Source organism: Parabacteroides sp. AD58 (assembly GCF_023744375.2).
GTDB classification, from domain to species: Bacteria; Bacteroidota; Bacteroidia; order Bacteroidales; family Tannerellaceae; genus Parabacteroides; species Parabacteroides absconsus.
In genome coordinates this window covers 2,259,808-2,283,333 of sequence record NZ_CP146284.1, presented here as the reverse complement: position 1 = coordinate 2,283,333, position 23,526 = coordinate 2,259,808, and the positions used below count along the sequence as shown (strand labels likewise).

The window sequence follows — 23,526 nt, the reverse complement described above, 5'->3', positions numbered from 1 at the left end:
CGTTTATTGGAAATTGATGTTAAAGATAACCATTTCACTGCGAGTTCCAATACGGAAAGGTGGTCCCCAAAGTGAAAGTCCGGAGGAGACATAAATGTGTGTATTCCCCTTTTGCTTGTAACCGTAGCCGACTTCAAACAGATGGTCGGTAATCAGATTCAAGGGCCAGATTTGTCCGTCGTGCGTATGTCCGCTAAATTGCAAATCAATCTTGGCCTGTTCTGCTTCTTCCAAATGGTAGGGTTGATGATCGAGTAGGATAGAAGGAGCATGGGCTGGCAGTGTATCTGTCAGCTGGGCGATTGATTTTCTTCGTGGATTATGCCGGTCGTCCCGTCCGATCAATTGAATTCCATTCGGTAGAGTAACTACCGAATCCTGTAACCATTGGATAGACGTCTGCTGGCGGATGAAAGCCCTGCTTTTCCCAATACCGCTGATGTATTCATGATTTCCCGGAATCATAAAGACACCCAACGGTGCCTGCAGCTGATTAAGTTCCTGTTCCATGCGTTGCTCTCGTACAGGCTTTAGGTTGCTGTCGATTAAATCTCCGGAGATAAGGATTAAATCCGGCTTTTCTGCCTGTATCATCCGGATATATTGCTGAAGCCGTTCCTTGGTTGTCCCGTATCCGATGTGAATATCACTGATGGCAACTACTCGTATTTGTTTTTTACCGGTTACTTCCTTGTTGATATCTATGTTGATAACTTCCTTTTTGGGATGTGAATAATGAATATATCCACCGGTCAATAATAAGATAGTCAGAACAAAACAGCTTATAAACCGGTAGTTGAAACCTATGTTGAAAACCCGGAGTAAATCGGTGCATAAAAGGAATAATACCATATACAGGGTAAAGATCAGCCAGCCTGTTCCGATATAATATAATATGTGTATGACAGGATTGAATTCAGGCAATTCCCGGTGTCCGAAAAGATAAAAGAAAGAGAAGGTTCCGGCCCAGTAGCATACAGAGAAAACCCATTTCCACAGTAAGGGAAATGTGCGTAGCATTTCCCAGCTACGAAAGTATATATAACCGTTCCCTGCTATATATAGCGCTGCAAGAATTAAAAAGAACCAAGGCATAAAGTTACTATTATAAATCCAACATGTTTTTACCGCGAGACAAAAGTAATGAAAACTGCCTTATCTCTGTTTATACTGACAGATAAAAACAGGCTGATACATTTTTTAGTCTTCTTTAAAAAGGTTCGGATAATACTGTTAGTTTTATTCCACTACTTTTGTGAAATGATAAATGTAGACTAACTTATAATTCTAATTATAAAATGTGTAAAACGGTATGAAATGTAGTTTTTTTGCTTTGTTGTGTTTGTTGTTGATATGTTTGCCAATAAAAGTACAAGCCCAGACTTCCGGTGAATTTGTGATCAAAGGCCAAGTAATTGATTCATTAAGTAATGAAACAGTACCTTATGCAACCATAAGCATTGCTTCGGCAGCTTCTCCTCAGAAATCATTGAAGCTGTTGGCTTGTGATATTGATGGAAAGTTTGAAACGGATCTGAAAAGCGCCGGAAAGTATATCCTTTCTTTACAGTCTATCGGAAAAGTACCGGCAAAAAAGAATTTTACACTTTCTGTCAAGAAGAAAGTCCTGGATTTAGGAATTCTCTATATGCATGATGACAGCAAACAGCTGGGAGAGGTCACCGTAACAGCCCAAAGGAAGCTGGTGAAGGTGGAGCTGGATAAATTAACCTACAGTCTGGACGATGATCCGGAAGCGCAGACCAGCAATACTTTGGATATGTTGCGTAAAGTTCCTATGATTACTGTCGATGGTAATGATGAGATTCAGCTGCAGGGATCAACCAACTTCAAGATTTATGTAAATGGAAAACCTTCCAACATGATGAATAACAACCCGGCCGATGTATTGAAGAGTATGCCCGCCAGTTCAATCAAGGATATTGAAGTGATTACTGATCCGGGCGCTAAATACGATGCGGAAGGTGTTGGAGGTATCATCAATATTATTACAACACGGAATGTATTGGAAGGTTATACGGCATCCATCAATGCCGATGCCAGTGTATTGGAACGTATGGGTGCAGGTGCTTATGTGTCGGCTAAATTCGGTAAGTTCGGTATAACCGGTAACTATAAATACAATCATGAAAATTCTCCTTGGACTGAGTCTTCTTCTGTTCGTGAAACGTATGCATCCGGGACAAATGCGGCGACTTTACTGAACCAGTACGGACGTAGTAAACGCCAGGGCCCTTTTCAGTTTGGATATGTGGAAGGAAGTTATGAGATCGATTCACTGAATTTGTTGAGTGTGGGACTTAATCTTTTCCGGGGTGATGCAACCAATAAAACAGAATACGATGTGACGATGACGGATGGCGCTGACCTTTCCAACTTCGTCTATGGATTTAACCGAAACAGTAGCTCAACTTCGGTTTTTGGTTCTACAGATGTCAATGTGGATTACCAGCATTCTACTCATAAAAAGGATGAGTTGCTGACATTCTCTTACCGTTTTAGTCATACACCCAATAACAACGAAAGCTATACGGATCTGGAAAACATTGAAGGAGTTTATCCGCAAGATGATTTATATCCGCGCTGGGATATCAACGATGCCGCATCGAAGGAACATACGGCACAGATTGATTATACAACTCCTTTGTGGAAAGGACATACGTTGGAAGTGGGAGCAAAATATATTTTCCGCCAAAGTGATAGTGAAACACTACAGCAATATTATAATGATTCTACTAAGGTTTGGGATGCCACTTACGACGCGAACAGCGACTTCCGTCATAACCAGCATATTTATTCAGCCTATTTAGGATATACGTTGAAAATTGATAAATTGGGTATCAAAGCTGGTGCCCGTGCAGAGGGAACTTCGTTGAATGCTCATTTTGCTTATGAACCCAGCATGGACTTCAGTACGAGTTATTTTAATGTAGTACCTAATTTGACGTTATCTTATCAGATCAATATGGCACAGCAAATCCGTGTAGGTTATAATATGCGTATTCGTCGTCCGAGTATCTGGAACTTGAATCCGTATGTAAATACAACCGACCCGGAAAACATCAGTTATGGTAACCCGAATCTGGATCCTGAAAAGAGCAACCGTTTACACATGAATTATAGCTTCTTTAATTCGAAGTTCAACTTCAATGCCAATTTGAGCTACCGTTTTGAGAATAATGCCATCGAACAGATTGTTAAGATGAATAATGGTATTTCGGAGACGACTTATGATAATATCGGTAAGAGTAAGCGAGTAGGGCTTTCTTTGTATGCCAGCTATACACCGATACCTTTATTGCGAATCATGTTCAACGGAGGTGCCGATTATTCAGATCTTTCCAGCTCGGAAATGGCTTTAGGAAATACCGGTTTCAGTGGTCGTATGTTCGCAGGTGTTCAGTTTAATTTCCCAAAAGATTGGAGGGTAGACTTGCGTGGCGGTTATTTTTCTCCGAGAATATCGTTACAGGGAACTCGTTCGCCGATGTACTTTACCGACTTTGCCGTCAACAAAAGCTTCCTGAAGAAGAAACTTACTGTTTCGCTGACATGCCGTAATCCGTTATGGAAAACCATCAAGATGGAAAGTACAACCGATGATCCGGCATTTAATATGACAACCGTAAATTATATGCGGGCACGCGATTTCCGTATCAGCATAACGTATCGGTTTGGTACATTAAAGGATGCCATCAAGAAAGTAAAGCGTGGCATCAGCAATGATGATGTAGATAGTAATAATGGTGGTGGTGAAGGCATGATGTAATGCTTTCACCGTTACATACAGAAAAGCCCTCGGATTGTATTCAACAGCAAATCCGAGGGCTTTTCTTATAGGATAGAAAACCTTATTCTGCTTTCTTGCGGGTAACCCGTTTCTTCGTCGCCGGTTTCTGATCTGCTTCTTTGATCAGCTTCATGCAATCATCCAAAGTCATTTCGGCAGGCGTATAGCCGGTTTTGGGAATCCGGTAATTCTTGCCTTTATACGCAATGTAAGGTCCGTAGCGGCCGTTCAAGATTTCCAGCTCTGGTTCTTCCTCGAACTTCTTGATGAAACGGTTCTCATCTTTCGCCCGTTTTTGCTGAATCAGTTCGATGGCTTCATCTAAGGTGATGGAAATCGGATTCTTGTCTTTGGGAATAGAAACGAACTTGCCATCATGACGGATGAATGGGCCGAAGCGGCCGATGGCGGCTACTACAACTTTCCCTTCATATTCACCTACCGTGCGTGGCAGTTCGAATAACTTCAAGGCTTCTTCTAATGTGATGGTTTCAATAGACTGGCCTTTTAACAAGGTGGCAAACTGAGGTTTCTCGTTGTCCTTATCCGGATTGGATTCACCTATCTGGGCAACCGGACCGAAACGGCCGATCTTGACGAAAACAGGTTTTCCGCTTTTCGGATCAATACCTAATTGACGTTCGCCCACTTTATGTTCTGTGCGGATGGCCGAAGTCTGTTCAACAATCGGGTGGAATACCTTGTAGAAATTATCAATGACTTTCGTCCAGTTTTCTTCACCTTCGGCAATGGCATCGAATTCTTTTTCTACCTTGGCGGTAAAGTTGTAGTCCATGACTAATTGGAAATATTCCATCAGGAAGTCATTCACCACAATGCCGATATCGGTAGGCATTAACTTATTTCGGTCGGCTCCGACCATTTCGGTCTTGCTGCTTTCCTGAATCCCCTTCTTATTTAATGTCAGGATGGTAAATGCACGCTCAGTTCCTTCTTTATCTCCTTTTACAACATACTCCCGGTTCTGGATTGTCTGGATTGTTGGCGCGTATGTTGACGGGCGGCCAATACCTAATTCTTCCAGACGACGGACTAATGTCGCTTCTGTATAGCGGGGCGGACGCTGGGTGAAACGTTCCGTAGCCGTTGCTTCCTTCAGTTGTAAGGCATCTTGCAGATGGACGGCGGGCAGCAATGTGTTTCCTTGTTCTTTTTCCTGATCGTCATCCGTACTTTCGTGGTAGACTTGCAGAAATCCATCGAATACAACGACTTCACCCGTAGCTACGAATTTCTCTTTCTGTCCGCTGATATCCACAGAGATGGTAGTCCGTTCCAATTCGGCATCGGCCATCTGGCAGGCGATAGTCCGTTTGCGGATCAGATCATACAACTTGCGTTCCTGGGCCGTACCGTCGATTTCTGCCTTGGCAATATACGTCGGACGAATGGCTTCGTGAGCCTCTTGTGCTCCTTTGCTCTTTGTATGATACTGGCGGAACTTATAATATTTTTCTCCGTATGATTCCAGAATAGCTTCTTTGGTTGTCCCTAAAGCTAAGTCACTCAAATTGAATGAGTCGGTACGCATATAGGTAATTAATCCGGATTCATACAGACGCTGGGCAATCATCATGGTTTGAGAAACTGAGTAGCCTAATTTTCGGGCCGCTTCCTGTTGCAAAGTTGATGTAGTGAACGGGGGCGCCGGAGATTTCCGTACCGGTTTCTTACTGATATCATCGATGGTAAAGGTCGCATGTTGGCAAGCCTCCAGAAATGCCTGTGCTTCTTCCTTCGTTTTCAGGCGACGGTTTAATTCTGCTTTCAATATTGTCTTACCGTCAGGAAGGATGAAATTTGCTGTTACCCGATAGGCCGCCTCTGATACGAAATCCTGAATTTCACGTTCTCGTTCCACGATCAGCCGGACAGCTACCGATTGTACACGTCCGGCAGATAAGGCGGGCTTGACTTTTCTCCACAAAATAGGAGAAAGCTGGAAGCCTACGATACGATCCAGTACTCGGCGTGCCTGTTGGGCGTTGACCAGGTTCATATCGATGCTGCGTGGCGTTTCAATAGCATGTAAGATAGCTGTCTTGGTAATCTCATGGAAAACGATTCGGCGTGTTGTTTCAGGTTTCAGTCCTAAGACTTCATATAAATGCCATGAAATGGCTTCTCCTTCGCGGTCCTCATCGGAAGCAAGCCAGACCATTTCGGCGTTCTTAGATTCAGCTTTGAGTTCAGAAACCAGCTTTTTCTTATCTGCCGGAATTTCGTATTGAGGAGCGTAATTATGCTCAATGTCAATACTGAATTGTTTCGTTTTCAAGTCGCGGATGTGTCCATAGCTCGACAAAACCTTATAGTCTTTACCCAAGAACTTTTCAATGGTTTTTGCCTTGGCCGGAGACTCCACTATTACCAGATTTTTTTGCATAATTGTTTACTTTCTGATTGGAATCGGCTGCAAATGTACAAGATAATCTTTAAATAAAACAAATTGGCTTCTTTTTTTATACATTTGTGCCGTATATATTAATGTAGAGAGGTGGCGTGCCGCGTCTGATGTGGCACGCTGAGTCTCTACGTGATGAATGAAATGATATGGAAGAAATAAAGAATCTGATTTATGCAGGCCAAGTAGATGAGGCCATTCAGCGATTGAACGCTTATATACAGGAAAACCCGGATAGTGATGAAGCCTATTATTTATTGGGAAATGCCTGGCGGAAGAAGGGTGACAACCGGCAGGCACTGAATAATTATCTGGAAGCTATTCACCGGAATCCGGACAGTCCGGCCAAGAATGCCTATGATATGCTGATGGACATCCTGGATTTCTATTATAAAGAAATGTATAACCAGTAAAAGAAGAAGAATACCATGAAAAATAGGGGGAAACTGATAGGATGTTTGGTCGGCATTTGGATGGTACAGTTCGCCTTTGCCCAGCAACTGCCGGAGATTCGGATGGTGGATATTCCCGCCGGTTCTTTCTATATGGGTGGTGAAGGGGGCGGAGAGAATTATGATGAGCTGCCTGTTCATAAAGTAAACATCACTCATCCGTTCAAGATGAGCGTAACGGAGATCACTAACGCCCAGTTTGAAGCCTTTCGCCCGGAGCATAAGACCTTGCGGGGAAAGAATGGACTTTCGCTGGAAGATGATGAAGCGGTGGTGTACGTCAGTTATGTGGATGCGATGGCTTTCTGTGAGTGGCTCAGCCAGAAAGAAGGTAAACACTATCGTCTGCCTACCGAAGCGGAATGGGAATATGCCTGCCGGGCTGGTACGTATTACCTATATAATACGGGTGATGGCCTGCCGGAAGCTTATCGGAAGAATCAGCAGACGGCCCGCGACTTGAAGCCGGTCTCGCTGAAAGTAGGGCAAACACCGCCGAATGCATTCGGACTTTGTGACATGCACGGCAATGTGGAAGAATGGTGTCTGGACTGGTATGGTCCTTATTTACCGGGTGAACAGAACGATCCGGCCGGTAGGACAACTGGAGATTTCCGGGTAACACGTGGCGGCAGCCATAATACGCCGGATAAATACCTGCGTTCGGGCAATCGGATGGCGATGATTCCGGATGATAAGCACGCACAGACCGGTTTCCGGATAGTAGAATCGGAGTTTACTCCGGTAGCGACGGTTGCACCGGCACTTCCTCCGGCTAACCAGCAAGAAGTGAATCAGACAGATTATACCTGGACGGTCGTAAAAGAACCGGTATTCAAAGCGCCGGTTCCTTATGTATTGCAACCGGAATCGGGTAGTGGGAATCCTTTCTTTTCTCATAATCACCAGCCGGCTATTACCTGGTGTGATAACGGCGATCTGCTGGCAATCTGGTTCTCGGCAGATGAAGAAAATGGCCGGGGTATGGTGGTACTGGCTTCCCGTTTGCGGGCGGGAACGGAACAGTGGGACCGTTCTTCCCTCTTCTTTAAAGTGCCTGACCGGAATATGACAGGCTCGGCTTTGTTGAACGACCGTCAGGGTACGTTGTATCATCTGAACGGTGTGGAGGCGTCGGGCGACTGGCAGAATCTGATGATGGTGATGCGTACCAGCCGGGATAACGGACAGACCTGGTCGGCTCCGCAAATCATTGCTCCGGAACACACCAAACGTCATCAGGTCATTGCCGGGACAATCTGTACTCGCGAAGGCTGGCTGATCCAGCCTTGTGATGCCGGACCAGGTAGTCACGACGGGGCAGCCATTCATATCAGCAAAGATGGAGGCAAGACTTGGCAGGATCCGTGGGACGGGAAACCGCTGCCGGAGTTTAAGGAAGGAAATACGGGCTCGACGATAGCCGGTATTCATGCCGGAGTGGTTCAATTGAAAGATGGTTCACTCATGGCGTTGGCACGGGGCAACAGCATTTTGAATAAGGAAGGGAAACTGCGAATGCCAATGAGCATCTCGAAAGATATGGGAAAGACTTGGACGTATTATGCTTCTGAGTTCCCTCCGATTGACGGTGGACAACGTCTGGTCTTTATGCGTCTGAATGAAGGTCCGCTGTTGCTTATTTCGTTTACTGATCATCCGTTGCGTACGCCCGAAGCTGAGCGGGGCTTGATTTTCCCAGATCGGGAAGGAAATAATTACCGGGGGTATGGCTTGTATGCTGCCGTATCGTATGATGAAGGCAAGACCTGGCCGGTGAAACGACTGCTGACTGATGGTGCAACCCGCTTTCTGGATGGTGGCGCCTGGACCAAACATTTTCTGATGGATGCCACACACGCCGAACCCCGTGGCTACATGGCAGCCACACAAAGCCCGGACAATCTGATCCATTTGGTGAGCAGCCGGCTGTATTACTGCTTTAATCTGGCCTGGATTACCGATGGGCGGCCCGCTCCTGTTGCTTTTTGAGCTTATGGACGGCATTCTCTAACGATTCGGTTGGCTCGATGATGTTATAATCTCCCCAGAATTCTTCGTCGGCAAAGTCTTTTACTCGGTCGGAAAGCGAATGATTCGACTTGAAAGAGGCTTTATACGGAATATTTCCCGTGGCCGGCCGGTTGTCGGTCGCTACCATTTCAGAGACGATGGTGTAGGTGGTCGAGAATAACCGTCGTTTCCAGTCGCATTTGAAGCGGATTTCATTCCGTACATAATTTATATAGGAATGTCTTTCGTGCTCCCGGTAAGTGACTAAGAAAGACACTTCCATGGGTTTGAAGCGGAGGCCGAACGGCTTTTTCCGTAGAATAGCTTCCGTGGCTTTGTCAAGGTCGCTCATGTCGAGGTTGAACTCGGCCCGACTAATCGACAACCGTTCTTGGTCAATGTATAGCAAGCCTTCATACAGGGCAAACGACAAGACTACTTGCGGATAGAAACGGATCACATAATGCGGCCGTTCGTTTAGCCAGGTGATTTCCTGCATCTCAAAGGCATAACAAGGCATAACAAGCGGATCGAGTACTAAATCCGGATTTTTTGCAATATCGACAAACACCGGCAATGTAGGGCCGCCCAACAGCTTGACCACTAATGTATCGCCTGGCTTCGGGCTCAATAGTTTTCTTCCTTTCAATACTTGCACGCGGTCGTGCTCGATGTTCTTCTGCGTATATGCTGTCTTGTAAACGTCAATTACAGCTTCTGAGATCGAGATGTAGCGTCTTCTTTTCTGGGCTGTCTCCCGGTAGAACCCCGTTTGCAGGGTGGCAGACTGGGCATAATTGCTGCTTACCCGTTGCATGGCTTCTTCAACGATAAAACGGGCATCGCCTCCCCGCACGATCAGGTCGCTGAGTTGTTGGGTAGTAGGTGTCAGGTAGATTTTCAGTCCAGACTGGTCGAGTGAATCAATCGGAATGCGCTGGTTTTTGTAGCCTACATGTGTGAAAAGAATCTGTCTGGCCTGCAGTGACCGTTTGATCTTGATAGAGAACACACCTTCGCTGTTGGTAACGGTGCCGATAGGTGTACCCGGTACGGTGACGTGCACAAACTCCAGTCTTTTCCGGTCGTTCTGGTCGCGCACCATTCCTTCGATGGTGACATATCGGCTGGTATCGGCCGTGACTTGTGCTCTTAATGGTTCAACAAAATAGCCGGCCATTAAAAATGTTACCAGCAGAAGATGAAAGAGTGATAAAACAGGAGACTTCATAATCGTATCGTTTAACGTGTGAAACAAAGCCGGATAGCCCGACGGAATGATCGATTCATCTTCAACAATTCAGCCTCATGCCAAATATACAAAAAGAAAAGAAGAAAAAAGAATGATTGTGAAAATATTTGAAGGAGAAAAGCTTGTTATTTAAAATTAATTCATACTTTTGCAAACACAGAAAAACAAGTTCTGGCGTAACTGCGCTAATTGTATTTTTGTAAAAAGGGATATGTGACAGTTTTTATTTCTGCATGTTGCAAAAGAAGTGTTGTTATAAAAATTATGCTTTTGTCACCAAACAAAACCACTGTTACCTGAAAAACGATTATTTTGTTATCAAACAAAAGCATAGTTGCCACAAAGACAATCTTTTTGTCATCAGGCAAAAGAACTGTTTCTATAATAACGGCTCTTTTGTTGTCAAACAAAACTATTGTTTATATAAAGTTGCATCTTTTGCTAACTAACAAAAGTTCTGTTTTTTGAAAAATGATCTATTTGTTCGTTGCATGAAACATAGAATGAGAAAACGATTCCCTTTTGTTGCCTGCATAAAGGCTGAAGAGAATATATATTATCGCCAAATCGGAGGTTGATCAGAAAGAATAGGGATAGATAAATACTTATTAAAGAGTTTATTATGAGTAATATTGCAAAAATTGAAAGTAGTTCATGCCAACGGTATAGCAATGCCTTGCATGTCGGTTTTCATCAGCATATCTTAAATATTTTAGATTCGCTGCTGACGGACATACGGGCAAAATTGCACATTTCGGAAGAAATGCTGAGTATATATAAGGGATTGATCGATCGGGAAGTGGAATTAAATAGAAAGAGTTACGCCAGTACTTATACACTTACCATGGATGAGGAAGAAGCCGAGCGCGACCGTCTGTTGTCGATGTTGTTCTTCATGGTTTCAAATGCAATGGGATCGACAAAGGGAAATACCAAGTCGGCTGCCCAGAAAATCGATATCGTACTTCGCCCGTATAAGGGAATCCAAAATCAGGCAGATGATGCGGAAACATCCTTGATTAAGGGCTTACTCGTCGATTTGCGGAAAGAAGAGAATTCGGAAGCGGTCGCGGCGTTGAACCTCGAACCTATCTTGACCAACCTCGAAACAGCCAACAATGCTTTTGATTTGGCCAAAAACGAGCGGACTTCAGAAAATTCCCTGTCGCAAAATGGAACTACGGTAGAAGTCCGTAAGAAAACAGACGCGATTTATCAGGACATCTGTACGTTGGTGTATGCTTCTGCCTTGATGGCCACTGGTGAAGAGGACAGGGAGTTTTGTATTTCCATCATCGACGAAATGAACCGTGTCATTGCCAACTTTAAGACCAGCTACAAGCAGAGCCAGGCACAGAAAGAAGCTCGCAAACAGCAGGCGGAAGAGGGCACAGCGGAAGAGGAAAACAAGAATCCCGACGGTACTGACGACGGGAACTTAGAGTTCGTCCCGGTGGACTAACTTCCAACCGATAAACCAAAACCAACCGGGGCAAACAGTATGGCCCCACGACTCCCTCAGGCGGGAGTAATAGATGTAGATAAAAGATATTCAATATTCACTATTATTAATACTAAAAGTTATGAAACGAAAATTATTTACTTTTTTAGTCGCGTTTTTGGCGACGTTGAGTGGTGCCGTGTGGGGGCAGACACCGATAGAAATTACAGGTATTCATAATGAGTCTTTTCCGAAGAAAGTTACCCAGGAATATGAGGCGTATCATGGAAATTTTGACCATGAAGGTAATAAAGTGATCATTAAGCAGACTGGTTCATACAGAATTATTGATAATGGACAAGATGCTAATGACAAAAGTAATGTCCAAATCATAGTTGAAGAAGGTTTAGGTAGTGTAAATATTACTTTGGAAGGTGTTAAAACCAATGCTGCGTTACCAAATACTTTGTCATCAAAAGGTGAGGATGCAGCTTTGGTAAAGATGGATCGTTGCGCTTTGGAAATTAATACAGGTTCGATCGTAACACTCTCTTGGCAAGGAGCTAATAAACTCTGGAGTGGAGGTAATAGAGCCGGTATTAATGTTAAAGATGGTGCTACTTTGATTATTGCAGGTCCGAATGATCAAGGTTCATTAGAAGCTGGATCATATTGTAATACAACAACGGCAGATCATACTCGAGGTGCCGGAATAGGAGGAGATAATCTAGATCCCAATTTTGGAACAATTATTATAGAAAGTGGAAATGTTACAGCAATTAGTCAAGCGATTGCAGAGAATGTAAATCAAATCTATGCTGATGGTGCCGGAATAGGTGGTGGCGCACAAGTTCAGCAAGGATCCACTAATGTCAATCCTTCAACAAAGGGAATTATTATTATAAAAGGTGGAAACATTACAGCGAAATGTGAAGCAGCAGGTTCTGTATCAAAAGACAATGAACACGGTGCCGGAATAGGTGGTGGTTGTCAGGGTACATGTTCTTCAATTACAATTATAGGAGGAACTATTAATACGTCATCAAATAAAGGATATGACATTGGTTATGGATATAATTATGCGGGTAATAAAACTACTCCGCAATTGATTATTGCTCCAAAAGATAAGAATTCTGGTACATTAACCGTTTCTACTAATGATATAGCAAGTGTAAATAACCAGTTGAAAGTAGATGGGAATAGTTCAACACTAAACGGTGAAGTAACGTTACCGGAAGGTACGCAAGTTTATGCCCCTAACTTAGACAAACAAGCTAATTTAAAAGCTTATAAAATTACCTATGCTGATTCGAAAATAAGTGAAGAAGGAACTCATACTGTTACTGGTTTGGAAGAAGCTAAAGAAGCTGTAAGTGATATGTATTTCTCACCGGGCACAGAGGTTACTGTTCCCAGTAATATTTCTTGCAATTTACATTACTATATAGGTTGGTATAAAAAAGCAACATCATCTTCTTCTATCGAACAAACAACAGGTGAAGAAGGAAATAAAGTTTGCACTTTTACTTTGCCTTCCAGTTCAGTAACAACTCTACAAGAAGAAGCTTTTACTATTTCTCCGGTGTGGGTTGATATGGAACAACCTATTTTAGCTTTAGTGGATCCGAAGTATGAATGGATAGAAACCAGTAGTGATTGCCCAACTATTGCAACTATGCCTGAAGAAGCCATTGATTTGCTAACTTATGAATTAGTCCCTGGAACTGCTGCAGGAAATAGATTGGACAATGTAAAATTTTCAGGGAATAAAATGATAGGTAAACCAAGTTTGGATCCTTTATTAGATAATGGTTATAAGGAATTGCCTAATGTTACAGTAAAAGTGAAGTTAACAGAAGGAACAGAGATGTGTACAGTCAAAACTCCAATGATTCTTCATAATGGTATGATTGTCATTACGGGTGTAGAAGTAACAGATAGGGAGCATACTTATGATGGTTCAAGTCATAATGGATGGGATAAGGACCATGGAGTCGATGATGCATACCATCTATTAACATTTACATTTACAATCAATGGTAAAACTCCAACTACTAGTGGTAAACCACGTGAAGGTGTACATTATATTATTAGTGGATATACGAAAGATGATCAAGATAAAAATGCAGTAGATGATATCTCTTTAGAAATTAAAGATGCTGGTACGTATCGTAATTTGAAGTTAAAATCTTTAAGAGAGTCTGTAAAATTTAATATTGGAAATCAAGGTGAAGAAGAAGAATGTGAAACGAATCTGTCTGTAACTGTTGGACAAAGACAGTTGGGTTTGAAAGCCACAGAAGATAAACCTATATCTTATAAAGTATCTTCTATTGTTCCTGATTTTGCAAAAGATTGGGATGATTATGTCGAGTTGACTAACAAGGTTGGTAACGAATCTGTAAATGTTACCAGTGGAATGACTGCAACTGTAAATGTAAAAGATGTATCAGCTGCGACAGAAGATTGGAAAACTAAACCAGGTGTATATACTGTAAACTTCAAAGCTGGAGATAATGCAATTGTTGGAAATTCAAATTATACAGTTGCGGGAGCTACAGCAACTCGAAAATTAATAGTATCAATAGATGATGCAACCAATGTGGATGTTAAACCAGGTGATGATTCGCCATGGAATAAAGGCTTCGAACATGTGTATGATGGTACTATGCCGAAATTAGGTTCACTGGTAATTACTGTAGCCGGAGCAACCGAAACATTGCAAGAAGGTGCCGACTTTAGCGTAAATTATCCTGATGATGTAAATGTAGGAGATCATGAGGCGACTATTACATTCTTGAATAGTACATATATCACAAAGAATGCTACAAAAGAGGTTACTTTAAAGATTACAGAACGAGATTTGTTTATATCTTTTAAAGAGAACGTTAAAACATTAGAAGGAGTCGAAATAGCAGATTTATTGGATTGTAAAAATTTAGTATCTGGCGAATATCCTGAATTCGAAGGCACAATTGTGACTAAGTTAATTTCCGATAATACTTATGAAGTAACAATTAATGGATTTACAATAAAAGATGCAACTACTAATAACTTTAAAGTAAATAATTATGATATTACAGTGAACGGAAGTTCGTACGCAGCCGGCAACAATATATCGGGTACTGTTACTACAGATCCGGATGAAGACGGTGACGGTGATGAAGATGGTGATAGCGATATCCGATTATACCGCATCTACACCGATGAAGTTTGTGCAGGGGTAGAACTGGAATACAGCCGTGAAGTCGTTAAGGGTGGTCAGTCAACCATCGTTACTGTCAATGTAGAAAAAGGCTATGATGCCAGTGCCTTGAAACTGTCATTCAAGCGTGGTTTGTATGGCGATTGGGAACCATTGACATTGAACAAAGACGGTCAGTACCAGATCAAGAATATCTGGAAAGACATCTATGTACGTGCCGAAGGCGTAGTAACCGGTATGGAAGACATCGACGGTGCAGCCCGGGTATATGCAAAAGACGGCAGTCTATATATCTATACACCGCAGCAGGATGACATCACTGTTGTTTCAATGACAGGTGCTGTAGTTAAACGGACAAAACAGATCGGTTTGCAGTCTTACCCGTTGAATCAGGGTATCTATGTAGTACGTGTAGGTGAACAGGTGTTCAAAATACGCGTTAAGTAATTAAAGATATAGACTATCGACATGATTATAATTAATATTTCTTTTTTATACAATCGAGCTATACCTTCGTTGCGAAATGCGGGTATAGCAGCAAGAAAGCGTAAAGCTTACTTGTTAGCGTTTTTTTAGTATATGAAGTATGTTTTCCTCCGTTGCGAAACGCGGGGACATGAATCAACAAGAGGAGAGAGGCTTCGGTCTTTCTCCTCTTCTTATATGGAAACGGGCCGTTGGCTTTTGTCTTTCCAAAGGATTAACAAGGAAACTTATGTTTTTGTTTATGCTTCTCCTCATATATCCCATAAACTGCATGTTCTGTTTGGGTATCATTCGGAATTTGTCTACCTTTGAGCACGTTAGGAGAAGATCGGGGTACGCTCTTCCCTGAGGATATATGAAAATCTGAAAAAACATGAAGATCGTTTTTCTATATTTGTCGTTGCTGATGTGTCTGGTGTTGCCGGGTTGTTCCGATTCGGAACCGGAGATAACAGAAGAAGAGTTGCCGAACCGGACTATTCTGGTTTATTTGGCGGCCGAGAACTCGTTGTCATCGTTTGCTTTGGATGATTATGATGAGATGCTTTCCGGTATGGAGTCTGTTGCCAACAATAACCATCTGCTGGTGTATGTGGATGTAAATAAGGACAAACAGGGAATGACGGCTTTACCCAAACTGATTCACATTGGGAAAGACCAGGCTACGGGTGCGATACAGGAAACTGTCGTATATGAATATCCGGAACAGGACGATTCATCGGTGACGGTCGAACGGATGGTGGATGTGTTCAATAGGGCATTTACGGCTTATCCGGCGAAGAGTTACGGACTGGTTCTCTGGTCACATGGCGATGGCTGGTTGCCTGTTTCCCAATCTCTGCGTTCATTTGGTCAGGATGGTGGCAGCAGTGGTCCGCAGATGGATATCTTGGATTTAGAGAAAGCCGTGTCGGAAGGCTGCCAGTTATTAGGTGCCTCTTCCCATTTCGACTTCATCTATTTCGATGCCTGTTTTATGCAAGGAATTGAAGTGGCATATCAGTTCCGCAACTATACGGATTATTTAGTGGCATGCCCGTTGGAAACACCCGGACCGGGTTCTCCTTATGATTTAGTATTAGAGCCGTTGTTTGCCGACAGTCGGGCGGATGTCGTAGGTATGGCCGAAACGTATTACGATTCGTATGCGGCCCTTTATGCCGGCGGAGTAGGCGGAAGCAATGATCACTGGACTTCGGGTGCTGCTATCTCGGTGGTGAATACGGCGGGGCTGACCTATTTGGCGGAGGAAACCCGCTCCATTTATCAGAATCATGCGGATGAAATTTATGCTTTGACCGAGGCCGACTTGGCCGATGTACAAGTGTTTGATTCGGACCGGCGTTATGGCGGTGTATACAAACAGGCATATTATGATTTCGGCGATCTGGTTAAACACATAGCTTCCGATGACGAATATAGCCGCTGGTCGTTGGCTCTCAACGAGGCAGTGCCATACAAGGCTAGTACGCCGACCTGTTATTCTGTGTATTATGGTGGTTGGGGCGGTAATATGCCCATTCTTTCTTTTTCCGGCCTGTCGTCTTATTTTCCGTTCCAGCAGGATACAAAATATGCCAGCTGGAATACGTATTATAAAGGTTTGGCATGGGCCGAATATATCGGATTGTGGTGAGATAGTTAATTATGAATATGCTACGTTGGTTTTGTATAACTTCGGGGAGTACGGCTTTCTGTAATGCTGAGCAGCTTTATAGGAGTCGTATATGTGGGTATTTCGTTAGCCTTTGTTTATGTATGTAAAATGCTGATGGATATAGCCACGGGCGATGTCCATGCTCGTATGGAAGTGTATGTCGGCCTATTGATATGCTGCATTGTTGGACAGATCTCCCTTTCTGCCATTAATACTCGTTTATCTGTTTATAATGATGTTCAGCTCCGGAATAATCTTCGGTATCATTTATTCTCTCATTTACTTGATACAGCATATATAGTTGATCGGAAACGACGTCACACAGGAGATATGCTTAATCGGCTGATTGAAGATGTCAGGATTGTAACTAATGCGATTGGCCAATTATTTCCGTCTATATTAGTAACAAGCGTTCAATTTATTGCCGCCTTCTTTTTCCTTTTGTATTAATGCGAAACTTGACTAATTTTATGCCAGATAGAACCATGATATTTATCATGCATCGTTCTAAAGTCACTGAATATTGTAATCAAGAACTTAGAATTTTCAAGAGATAATATCCTTTTAAGTAAGGCTTCTTTTGATAACAACTTATACATGGATAGAAAACGCTTGCAACTATTTTATTTTATCATAATACAATATTGCATAAGATAATTTTTTTTTATTCCTTTGTAAAAGGTTGTCTCATACAACGAGTGGGTGTATTTTCTAATAAATAAAACCACTTAGAGAGCCAAATATATTCTGTCATCTACTTAATTAGTTGTATACTGTTCATACGAAAGAGAGTTTATTCACTCTTTTGGCTTTATGGTTTCTGTTAATGTATGATCTATTCTATGTTTTATTAAAAGTCAAAATTATGAGAGTCAAGCTTTATTTCCTTATGACATTATTGCCTCTATTCTTTTCTTGTAATAATGAAGAGGATAATTTCAATTCTTTTCAAGAATTAGACAATGAGCAATATTCTTATTATGTGGCAGAAGCATTAGATGCTATGAATATGCCGCGTCCTGAAGGATCTTATAATTATCCATGCTTACCGGGTATGCCTTCGTGGAAAGAATTAAACAGTGGTGAAGAAATGAATATGGCTTGCCATGTGCCTGATGATGTATTAAATAATCAAACGACGCAAGCCGTAATTCAGGCCATGTGGGAACATCCGAAATTCAAAGATCTTATAGGGTTTAGCAGTAATTCGTCTATACAAGAATCTCTAAACAATGTTCTGCTTGATTGGAATATTTATTTAGAGTTGACGAAACGGTCAGACGCTGCTTCTTGTTTGGTTGAAAGGTATAACAGAATGCAACCGACGAAAGTGTCGCATACTTTTTACAACAACTCCCTACAACTGCTTTTATCACAAACAATTTTCCTTGAGCAGTTATCAGCCGATGAAAAATTGTTGTTGGCAAAAGAAATGGTGGAAAGAAAGGCCTCTGTTGAAAAAGTATTAGAGATGGAGAATGAATCTTCTTCTCTGGATTCTTTCTATTTTTGTTTAGTTCGAATAATGGTTAGTTGCCAGTATGCTCCGATGATGAGTTGGATGGAGAATAATGAGGCTATTCAGCAATTTGAAGAATCTGGAGATATATTTTTCCTGAGTTCAGAAATGCGCAAAGATATTTTAGATTTAAGTATTGACTTTATAAACAATAATTGATTCATCTCCCTGGTGAAACGGGTACAATTATTATTCCTTAGCTAATTCAATGGAAGCTCTCAAACGGTTGATAATAAGTATTCTCCGGAACTTTCTTCTACTCTTTTAGTGCAAGGTGTAAGCCTCTTAATATAAAGAAAGCTTGCACCTTGTACGAAAGAAGTTTTTCTCCAGATCAAATCCTGGTAAGGTTGACAAATTAAGCATAAATCTTTATCTTTGTCACCATAAAATAATTAAAACCATGAAACAGATATTTTCACAGATAAAGTCCTTACCACTTTCACACCACAGCTTCTTCGTAAGTTTTTTGATAAGCCTATAAAACCTCAAAAAACCTAAAATAAATAGATATGAAAACCTTTATTTTATTTCTCAGTTTATTCGTATCTGCCTCGTTGTTTGCCCAGAATTATGAGCATTTCGAAGTAAATGATTTGGGAAGTCTTATTTTCCTAAGACTTAAAGCATCGGATTCCCCTGCGCCGCGAAAGATCAATCCGGATATGAATGCAAGGGCTTTCCGGACAGTGAATAATGTAGCGTGTATGCAAAAAATCGTACCGATTTTTCAAAAACATTTTGCTGGATTGACCGGCGACGAATTGGCGGCATTAAAACCTGTCGAATACGTCCTTCAGTTCGATAAAGACTTAAAGGTTTGGAATTTCGGAATGCATTTCCCGAAACAATCCGACCCCGTCGTCTTGAAATACGAAGCCAACTGCTACCATTTCGGGAAAGAATTGATAGGTTTCGACTTGTCTCCATACGTAATCCCCGCAACCCCGGAGCTCTTTGCCGGTAGCGACTATCATTTCCAGCTGTTTATGCCCATGCGTTTTCTTCCCAAAGAATAGTATGCAAAAATAATTGTCAAATTTTTGCGGATTTAGGGTCGCAATCAAAAAATTTTTTCGCCGAAAGGTTTGTTTCCGAAAGAAAATGGCTAACTTGCACAGCGAAACGCCCGGTTAATAGATAAAGCTTCCTGAGAGCGTCCCTTCATTCGGCTTGTTGCATTACACCATAGTTTTTTATCAACATTAAGTCCGGAAGAACCTACATTCAGCATCTCCCTGTTTAAATAGATTCTAATCATTAAAGGAGATTTGCCATTCTTGTTCTCGTAATTGGATCGAACATAGAACGAAACTTTAAAAATCATTCTCATAATAACTAATCTTTTTTACGTGGTAACTTTACTACAAAGTTCAACATAATTTATTATGAATTAATGATTTACAAGGTATCAATTTAGTCCTCATTTCGTCGTCTCTGCTACATTTTTGTGACGGAAAAATTTCTGTAGCAGAAATTGTAGCAGAAATTGACCAAGATATGACTGCCAACCGATGCTGGATGGTCTTCACTTTGAAACAAAAATATACGAAAAAAAGCACCGTAATCGATTGATATACGATGCTTTGACTCCTTGAGTGAAGGCTTTCGTAAATACCTTCTTTTAAACTCATGGCGGAAGCTGGGGGATTCGAACCCCCGGTACGGTAACCCGTACGACAGTTTAGCAAACTGTTGGTTTCAGCCACTCACCCAAACTTCCAATTGTTTATGACTGCTGCAATTGTTTCGAATTGCGATGCAAAGGTAAACCTTATTTTTTAATAAACAATACTTTTGGCATGTTTTTTCGGAAAAAAGATGCTATTTTTGTGACCGATTCTGAAAATCAATTCATTAAATGTATGAACAAACGTTTCATCTTTCACCACTGGATCTGGATTTGCAGCATTGCGGTATTCCTGATTCTATTTTGTTGTGGGCTTTGGATTTACCGTATTATCTGGGCGCCAAATTTCTTTTCTGAAAAACCGGTGTATGTTTATATTGACGAACATAAGGACTGGGATCAGCTGTGTCGTGAACTGGAAGACTCGGCTGCCTGCCTGCATATCGCAAGTTTCCGTCAGTTGGCTTCGTGGATGAATTATGCCGGTCACCTAAAAACGGGACGGTATCGGGTAGATCCGAAGATGAGCAATCTGGATTTAGTCCGGCGTTTGCGGAGCGGACATCAGGAAGCTGTCCGGCTCACGTTTATAGGTGTGCGTTCGCGGGAAGAACTGGCCAGAAGAATGGATGAGGAACTGATGCTGAGCGGTGATGAACTGCTCCGGATGATGAACGATTCAGCTTGGTGTGATTCGATGGGGTTTAATAAACAGACCATTGTGGCGATGTTTATCCCCAATACGTATGAAGTATACTGGAATGTATCGCCCGAACGGTTTATGGCCCGGATGAAGCGGGAATATAAGGCTTTCTGGAATGACGCCAGGCGGCAGAAGGCGCAGGCGGCAGGACTGACTCCGATTGAAGTATCGGTCTTGGCTTCGATCATTGAAGAAGAGTCGGCGGCTGTAGATGAATATCCGGTCATTGCCGGATTGTATCTGAACCGGCTGAAAGCAGGGATTCCTTTACAGGCCGATCCGACCGTGAAGTTTGCCGTGGGTGATTTTTCGCTTCGCCGGGTATTGGACAAGCATCTGGAAGTCGATTCTCCTTATAATACCTATAAATATGCCGGACTACCACCGGGCCCGATCCGGATTCCTTCGATTCAGGCCTTAGATGCTGTCCTGAATTACACGAAACACCGTTATTTATATATGTGTGCGAAGGAAGATTTTTCTGGTCGCCATAATTTTGCGGTCACCTTGGCCGAGCACAATAGAAATGCTGCGAGATACCGTTCGGAACTTAACAGAAGAAAGATTTTTTAGGAGATTGCTTTCAATGTATAACAAAAAACGTATCTTTGAAGGTTGAATAAGACATTAATATCATAATAACATGGGAAAACATCTTTTTTTAGGGGATGAGGCAATTGCCCAGGCGGCTATTGATGCCGGTCTTTCGGGCGTATATGCCTATCCGGGAACGCCTTCTACTGAAGTAACCGAATATATTCAGAATTCTCCGGTGGCTCGTGAGCGGAAGATTCACTGTAACTGGAGTGCCAATGAGAAGACAGCGATGGAAGCTGCGTTGGGAATGAGTTATGCCGGAAAGCGTTCGTTGTGCTGTATGAAGCATGTCGGGTTAAATGTGGCAGCCGATTGCTTTATGAATGCAGCCATGAGTGGAATCAATGGCGGTATGATTATCCTGACAGCCGACGATCCATCAATGCACTCTTCGCAGAATGAACAGGATAACCGTATGTATGGCAATTTTGCCATGATTCCGATGCTGGAACCTTCCAGCCAGCAGGAAGCGTATGATATGGTTTATCATGGTTTTGAACTATCAGAAAAATTAGGATATCCGATTTTGTTGCGTGTGACAACACGTATGGCGCATTCGCGTGCCGGCGTGGAAACACAGCCGATGAAGGAACAGTTGCCGATGCATTGTCCGGAAGACGGGCGGCAGCGCTTTATCTTATTGCCGGCCTTAGCCCGTCAGCGTTATAAGAAACTGATTGCGGCTCAGGAAGTATTCATGCAGGAATCGGAGAATTCTCCTTATAACGTCTATTTCGACGGACCGGATAAGTCGTTGGGTATCATTACTACGGGTATTGCATTTAATTATCTGGCCGAGAATTGTCAGAACGGATTCAAGCATCCGGTCTTGAAGATCACGCAGTATCCGGTTCCTCACGATAAACTGGAACGTCTGGTCGATACTTGTGATGAGATTCTGGTGCTCGAAGAAGGTTATCCGGTAGTGGAACAGCAGTTGAAAGGCCTCTTGAGCAAAGGCTTGAAGGTACATGGCCGTCTGGATGGAACTTTACAGCATGATGGCGAATTGACACCGGATGCGGTTGGTGTTGCCTTAGGCTTGGAAATCACCGAATATTATGCAAAACCGGAAGTGGTAGAACAACGTCCGCCTGCACTTTGCCAGGGTTGTGGTCACCGGGATATGTATCAGGCCTTGAATGAAGTACTGGCTGAATACCCGACGGCAAAAGTCTTTGGCGATATCGGTTGTTATACTTTGGGCGCTCTGCCTCCTTTCCGTGCGATAGATACTTGTATTGATATGGGAGCTTCTATTACCATGGCCAAAGGTGCTTCGGATGCGGGCGTTTTCCCGGCTGTTTCGGTGATCGGCGATTCAACCTTTACGCATTCAGGTATGACCGGTTTGCTGGATTGTGTCAATGAGAATACCAACATTACCATTGTCATATCCGACAATGAGACGACGGCCATGACCGGCGGACAGGATTCTGCGGGAACAGGTCGCCTGGAATCTATATGTGCCGGTATCGGTGTAGATCCTGCACATATCCGGGTCATGATTCCTTTGAAGAAGAATTATGAGGAAATGAAGGCCATTATCCGCGAGGAAATTGAGTATAAAGGTGTTTCGGTTTTGATTCCGCGCCGTGAGTGTATTCAGACATTAACCAGAAAGAAAAAAGCGAATAAGAAATGAAAACAGATATTATATTGTCAGGTGTAGGCGGACAGGGAATCCTTTCGATTGCTGCCGCTATTGGTGAAGCTGCCTTAAAGGAAGGTTTGTATATGAAGCAGGCAGAAGTACACGGTATGAGTCAGCGTGGAGGCGATGTACAGTCGAATTTGCGTTTGTCGGATCGTCCGATTGCTTCGGATCTGATTCCGTTGGGACATGCCGATCTGATCATTTCTCTCGAGCCGATGGAAAGTCTGCGTTATCTGCCGTATCTGAATAAAGAAGGCTGGCTGGTAACAAATTCACAGCCGTTTATCAATATCCCGAATTATCCGGATCTGGAAAAAGTCAAGGCCGAACTGGATAAACTTCCCCATAAGGTGGTGTTGGATGTAGAAGCCATTGCCAAGGAAGCCGGCTCAATGCGGGCGGCCAATATCGTGATGCTGGGTGCGGCTACTCCGTTCTTGGGAATTGAATATGAAAAGATAGAAGATGGTGTTCGCAGTATCTTTGCCCGTAAGGGAGAAGAAATTGTTGCCATGAACCTGAAAGCTTTGAAAGCTGGATACGAACTGGCTCAGAAGCATAATCAGTAATTTGTAAAGATAGAGCCGTTGGGCTCATTTTCTGGCTAACCAGGTTTCAGAACCATTCATCCGGCTATGAATTTCTGAAATCTGGTTCGTTTGTAGGAAAGAGCCTGGC

The 23,526-nt window shown here is 42.7% G+C and carries 15 protein-coding genes, 1 tRNA gene and 1 pseudogene; 12 read left to right on the top strand and 5 right to left on the bottom strand.

Going from position 1 to position 23,526, the window contains the following annotated elements:
- Nucleotides 1–3: 3 nt before the first annotated feature.
- On the bottom strand, nt 4–1,095 hold the full coding sequence (locus NEE14_RS09945) for a metallophosphoesterase (RefSeq protein ID WP_251967552.1): 1,092 nt from the start codon (nt 1,093–1,095) through the stop codon (nt 4–6).
- 217 nt (nt 1,096–1,312) lie between these two features.
- Here NEE14_RS09945 and NEE14_RS09940 point away from each other — a divergent pair, with 217 nt between their 5' ends.
- The gene (locus NEE14_RS09940; protein ID WP_251967551.1) at nt 1,313–3,790 is read left to right on the top strand and encodes an outer membrane beta-barrel family protein; all 2,478 of its coding nucleotides are present in this window, start codon (nt 1,313–1,315) and stop codon (nt 3,788–3,790) included.
- Nucleotides 3,791–3,872: 82 nt separating this feature from the next.
- Here NEE14_RS09940 and topA read toward each other — a convergent pair whose 3' ends face one another.
- Complete coding sequence (topA, locus tag NEE14_RS09935; protein WP_251967550.1) at nt 3,873–6,218, bottom strand: type I DNA topoisomerase; 2,346 nt, start codon at nt 6,216–6,218, stop codon at nt 3,873–3,875.
- A gap of 167 nt (nt 6,219–6,385) precedes the next feature.
- Between topA and NEE14_RS09930 the strand changes: the two genes are divergently transcribed.
- Both NEE14_RS09930 and NEE14_RS09925 read left to right on the top strand, forming a co-directional pair.
- Nucleotides 6,386–6,649, top strand: coding sequence for a tetratricopeptide repeat protein (locus NEE14_RS09930; protein WP_251967549.1), 264 nt, complete (start codon nt 6,386–6,388; stop codon nt 6,647–6,649).
- Nucleotides 6,650–6,709: 60 nt separating this feature from the next.
- Entirely contained in the window at nt 6,710–8,680 is a 1,971-nt protein-coding gene (locus NEE14_RS09925; RefSeq protein WP_422394703.1) for an SUMF1/EgtB/PvdO family nonheme iron enzyme, read from the top strand.
- Here the strand turns inward: NEE14_RS09925 and NEE14_RS09920 are convergent.
- Entirely contained in the window at nt 8,646–9,932 is a 1,287-nt protein-coding gene (locus NEE14_RS09920; protein WP_251967547.1) for a carboxypeptidase-like regulatory domain-containing protein, read from the bottom strand. The genes NEE14_RS09925 and NEE14_RS09920 overlap by 35 nt on opposite strands.
- A 643-nt stretch (nt 9,933–10,575) precedes the next feature.
- Between NEE14_RS09920 and NEE14_RS09915 the strand changes: the two genes are divergently transcribed.
- The 6 genes from NEE14_RS09915 to NEE14_RS09895 all read left to right on the top strand — a co-directional run bounded on the left by NEE14_RS09915 (nt 10,576) and on the right by NEE14_RS09895 (nt 19,280).
- Nucleotides 10,576–11,415, top strand: a complete 840-nt coding sequence (locus NEE14_RS09915) for a DUF6261 family protein (protein ID WP_251967546.1) — start codon at nt 10,576–10,578, stop codon at nt 11,413–11,415.
- 121 nt (nt 11,416–11,536) lie between these two features.
- The gene (locus NEE14_RS09910) at nt 11,537–15,046 is read left to right on the top strand and encodes a hypothetical protein (protein WP_251967545.1); all 3,510 of its coding nucleotides are present in this window, start codon (nt 11,537–11,539) and stop codon (nt 15,044–15,046) included.
- A gap of 412 nt (nt 15,047–15,458) precedes the next feature.
- Entirely contained in the window at nt 15,459–16,721 is a 1,263-nt protein-coding gene (locus NEE14_RS09905) for a clostripain-related cysteine peptidase (protein WP_251967544.1), read from the top strand.
- 63 nt (nt 16,722–16,784) lie between these two features.
- Nucleotides 16,785–17,192: an ABC transporter transmembrane domain-containing protein gene (locus NEE14_RS15855; RefSeq protein ID WP_422394647.1), complete on the top strand. Its 408-nt coding sequence runs from the start codon at nt 16,785–16,787 to the stop codon at nt 17,190–17,192.
- Between the two features lie 415 nt (nt 17,193–17,607).
- Entirely contained in the window at nt 17,608–18,420 is an 813-nt protein-coding gene (locus tag NEE14_RS09900) for a hypothetical protein (RefSeq protein WP_251967543.1), read from the top strand.
- A 353-nt stretch (nt 18,421–18,773) separates the two neighbouring features.
- Nucleotides 18,774–19,280: a hypothetical protein gene (locus tag NEE14_RS09895; protein ID WP_251967542.1), complete on the top strand. Its 507-nt coding sequence runs from the start codon at nt 18,774–18,776 to the stop codon at nt 19,278–19,280.
- Nucleotides 19,281–19,387: 107 nt separating this feature from the next.
- On the opposite strand, the pseudogene NEE14_RS09890 reads toward NEE14_RS09895, so the two are convergent.
- Together NEE14_RS09890 and NEE14_RS09885 are read right to left on the bottom strand one after the other, a co-directional pair.
- Nucleotides 19,388–19,594: pseudogene (locus tag NEE14_RS09890) on the bottom strand (Arm DNA-binding domain-containing protein); the annotation flags it as partial.
- A 300-nt stretch (nt 19,595–19,894) separates the two neighbouring features.
- Nucleotides 19,895–19,984: transfer RNA gene (locus tag NEE14_RS09885), tRNA-Ser, on the bottom strand.
- Nucleotides 19,985–20,126: 142 nt separating this feature from the next.
- Between NEE14_RS09885 and mltG the strand changes: the two genes are divergently transcribed.
- The 3 genes from mltG to NEE14_RS09870 all read left to right on the top strand — a co-directional run bounded on the left by mltG (nt 20,127) and on the right by NEE14_RS09870 (nt 23,417).
- Nucleotides 20,127–21,167 carry an endolytic transglycosylase MltG gene (gene mltG, locus NEE14_RS09880; RefSeq protein WP_251967541.1) on the top strand — a complete coding sequence of 347 codons (1,041 nt, stop codon included), beginning with the start codon at nt 20,127–20,129 and terminating at the stop codon, nt 21,165–21,167.
- A 70-nt stretch (nt 21,168–21,237) separates the two neighbouring features.
- Nucleotides 21,238–22,836 carry a thiamine pyrophosphate-dependent enzyme gene (locus tag NEE14_RS09875; protein WP_251967540.1) on the top strand — a complete coding sequence of 533 codons (1,599 nt, stop codon included), beginning with the start codon at nt 21,238–21,240 and terminating at the stop codon, nt 22,834–22,836.
- Nucleotides 22,833–23,417 carry an indolepyruvate oxidoreductase subunit beta gene (locus NEE14_RS09870; RefSeq protein ID WP_251967539.1) on the top strand — a complete coding sequence of 195 codons (585 nt, stop codon included), beginning with the start codon at nt 22,833–22,835 and terminating at the stop codon, nt 23,415–23,417. The genes NEE14_RS09875 and NEE14_RS09870 overlap by 4 nt, the downstream gene beginning before the upstream one ends.
- The last annotated feature ends 109 nt before the right edge of the window (nt 23,418–23,526 follow it).

Bases quoted from the DNA above. Each gene is read 5' to 3' on its own strand.
- NEE14_RS09945 (WP_251967552.1), bottom strand. From the start codon at position 1,095: ATGCCTTGGTTCTTTTTAATTCTTGCAGCGCTATATATAGCAGGGAAC.
- NEE14_RS09940 (WP_251967551.1), top strand. From the start codon at position 1,313: ATGAAATGTAGTTTTTTTGCTTTGTTGTGTTTGTTGTTGATATGTTTG.
- topA (WP_251967550.1), bottom strand. From the start codon at position 6,218: ATGCAAAAAAATCTGGTAATAGTGGAGTCTCCGGCCAAGGCAAAAACC.
- NEE14_RS09930 (WP_251967549.1), top strand. From the start codon at position 6,386: ATGGAAGAAATAAAGAATCTGATTTATGCAGGCCAAGTAGATGAGGCC.
- NEE14_RS09925 (WP_422394703.1), top strand. From the start codon at position 6,710: ATGGTACAGTTCGCCTTTGCCCAGCAACTGCCGGAGATTCGGATGGTG.
- NEE14_RS09920 (WP_251967547.1), bottom strand. From the start codon at position 9,932: ATGAAGTCTCCTGTTTTATCACTCTTTCATCTTCTGCTGGTAACATTT.
- NEE14_RS09915 (WP_251967546.1), top strand. From the start codon at position 10,576: ATGAGTAATATTGCAAAAATTGAAAGTAGTTCATGCCAACGGTATAGC.
- NEE14_RS09910 (WP_251967545.1), top strand. From the start codon at position 11,537: ATGAAACGAAAATTATTTACTTTTTTAGTCGCGTTTTTGGCGACGTTG.
- NEE14_RS09905 (WP_251967544.1), top strand. From the start codon at position 15,459: ATGAAGATCGTTTTTCTATATTTGTCGTTGCTGATGTGTCTGGTGTTG.
- NEE14_RS15855 (WP_422394647.1), top strand. From the start codon at position 16,785: ATGCTGAGCAGCTTTATAGGAGTCGTATATGTGGGTATTTCGTTAGCC.
- NEE14_RS09900 (WP_251967543.1), top strand. From the start codon at position 17,608: ATGAGAGTCAAGCTTTATTTCCTTATGACATTATTGCCTCTATTCTTT.
- NEE14_RS09895 (WP_251967542.1), top strand. From the start codon at position 18,774: ATGAAAACCTTTATTTTATTTCTCAGTTTATTCGTATCTGCCTCGTTG.
- mltG (WP_251967541.1), top strand. From the start codon at position 20,127: ATGAACAAACGTTTCATCTTTCACCACTGGATCTGGATTTGCAGCATT.
- NEE14_RS09875 (WP_251967540.1), top strand. From the start codon at position 21,238: ATGGGAAAACATCTTTTTTTAGGGGATGAGGCAATTGCCCAGGCGGCT.
- NEE14_RS09870 (WP_251967539.1), top strand. From the start codon at position 22,833: ATGAAAACAGATATTATATTGTCAGGTGTAGGCGGACAGGGAATCCTT.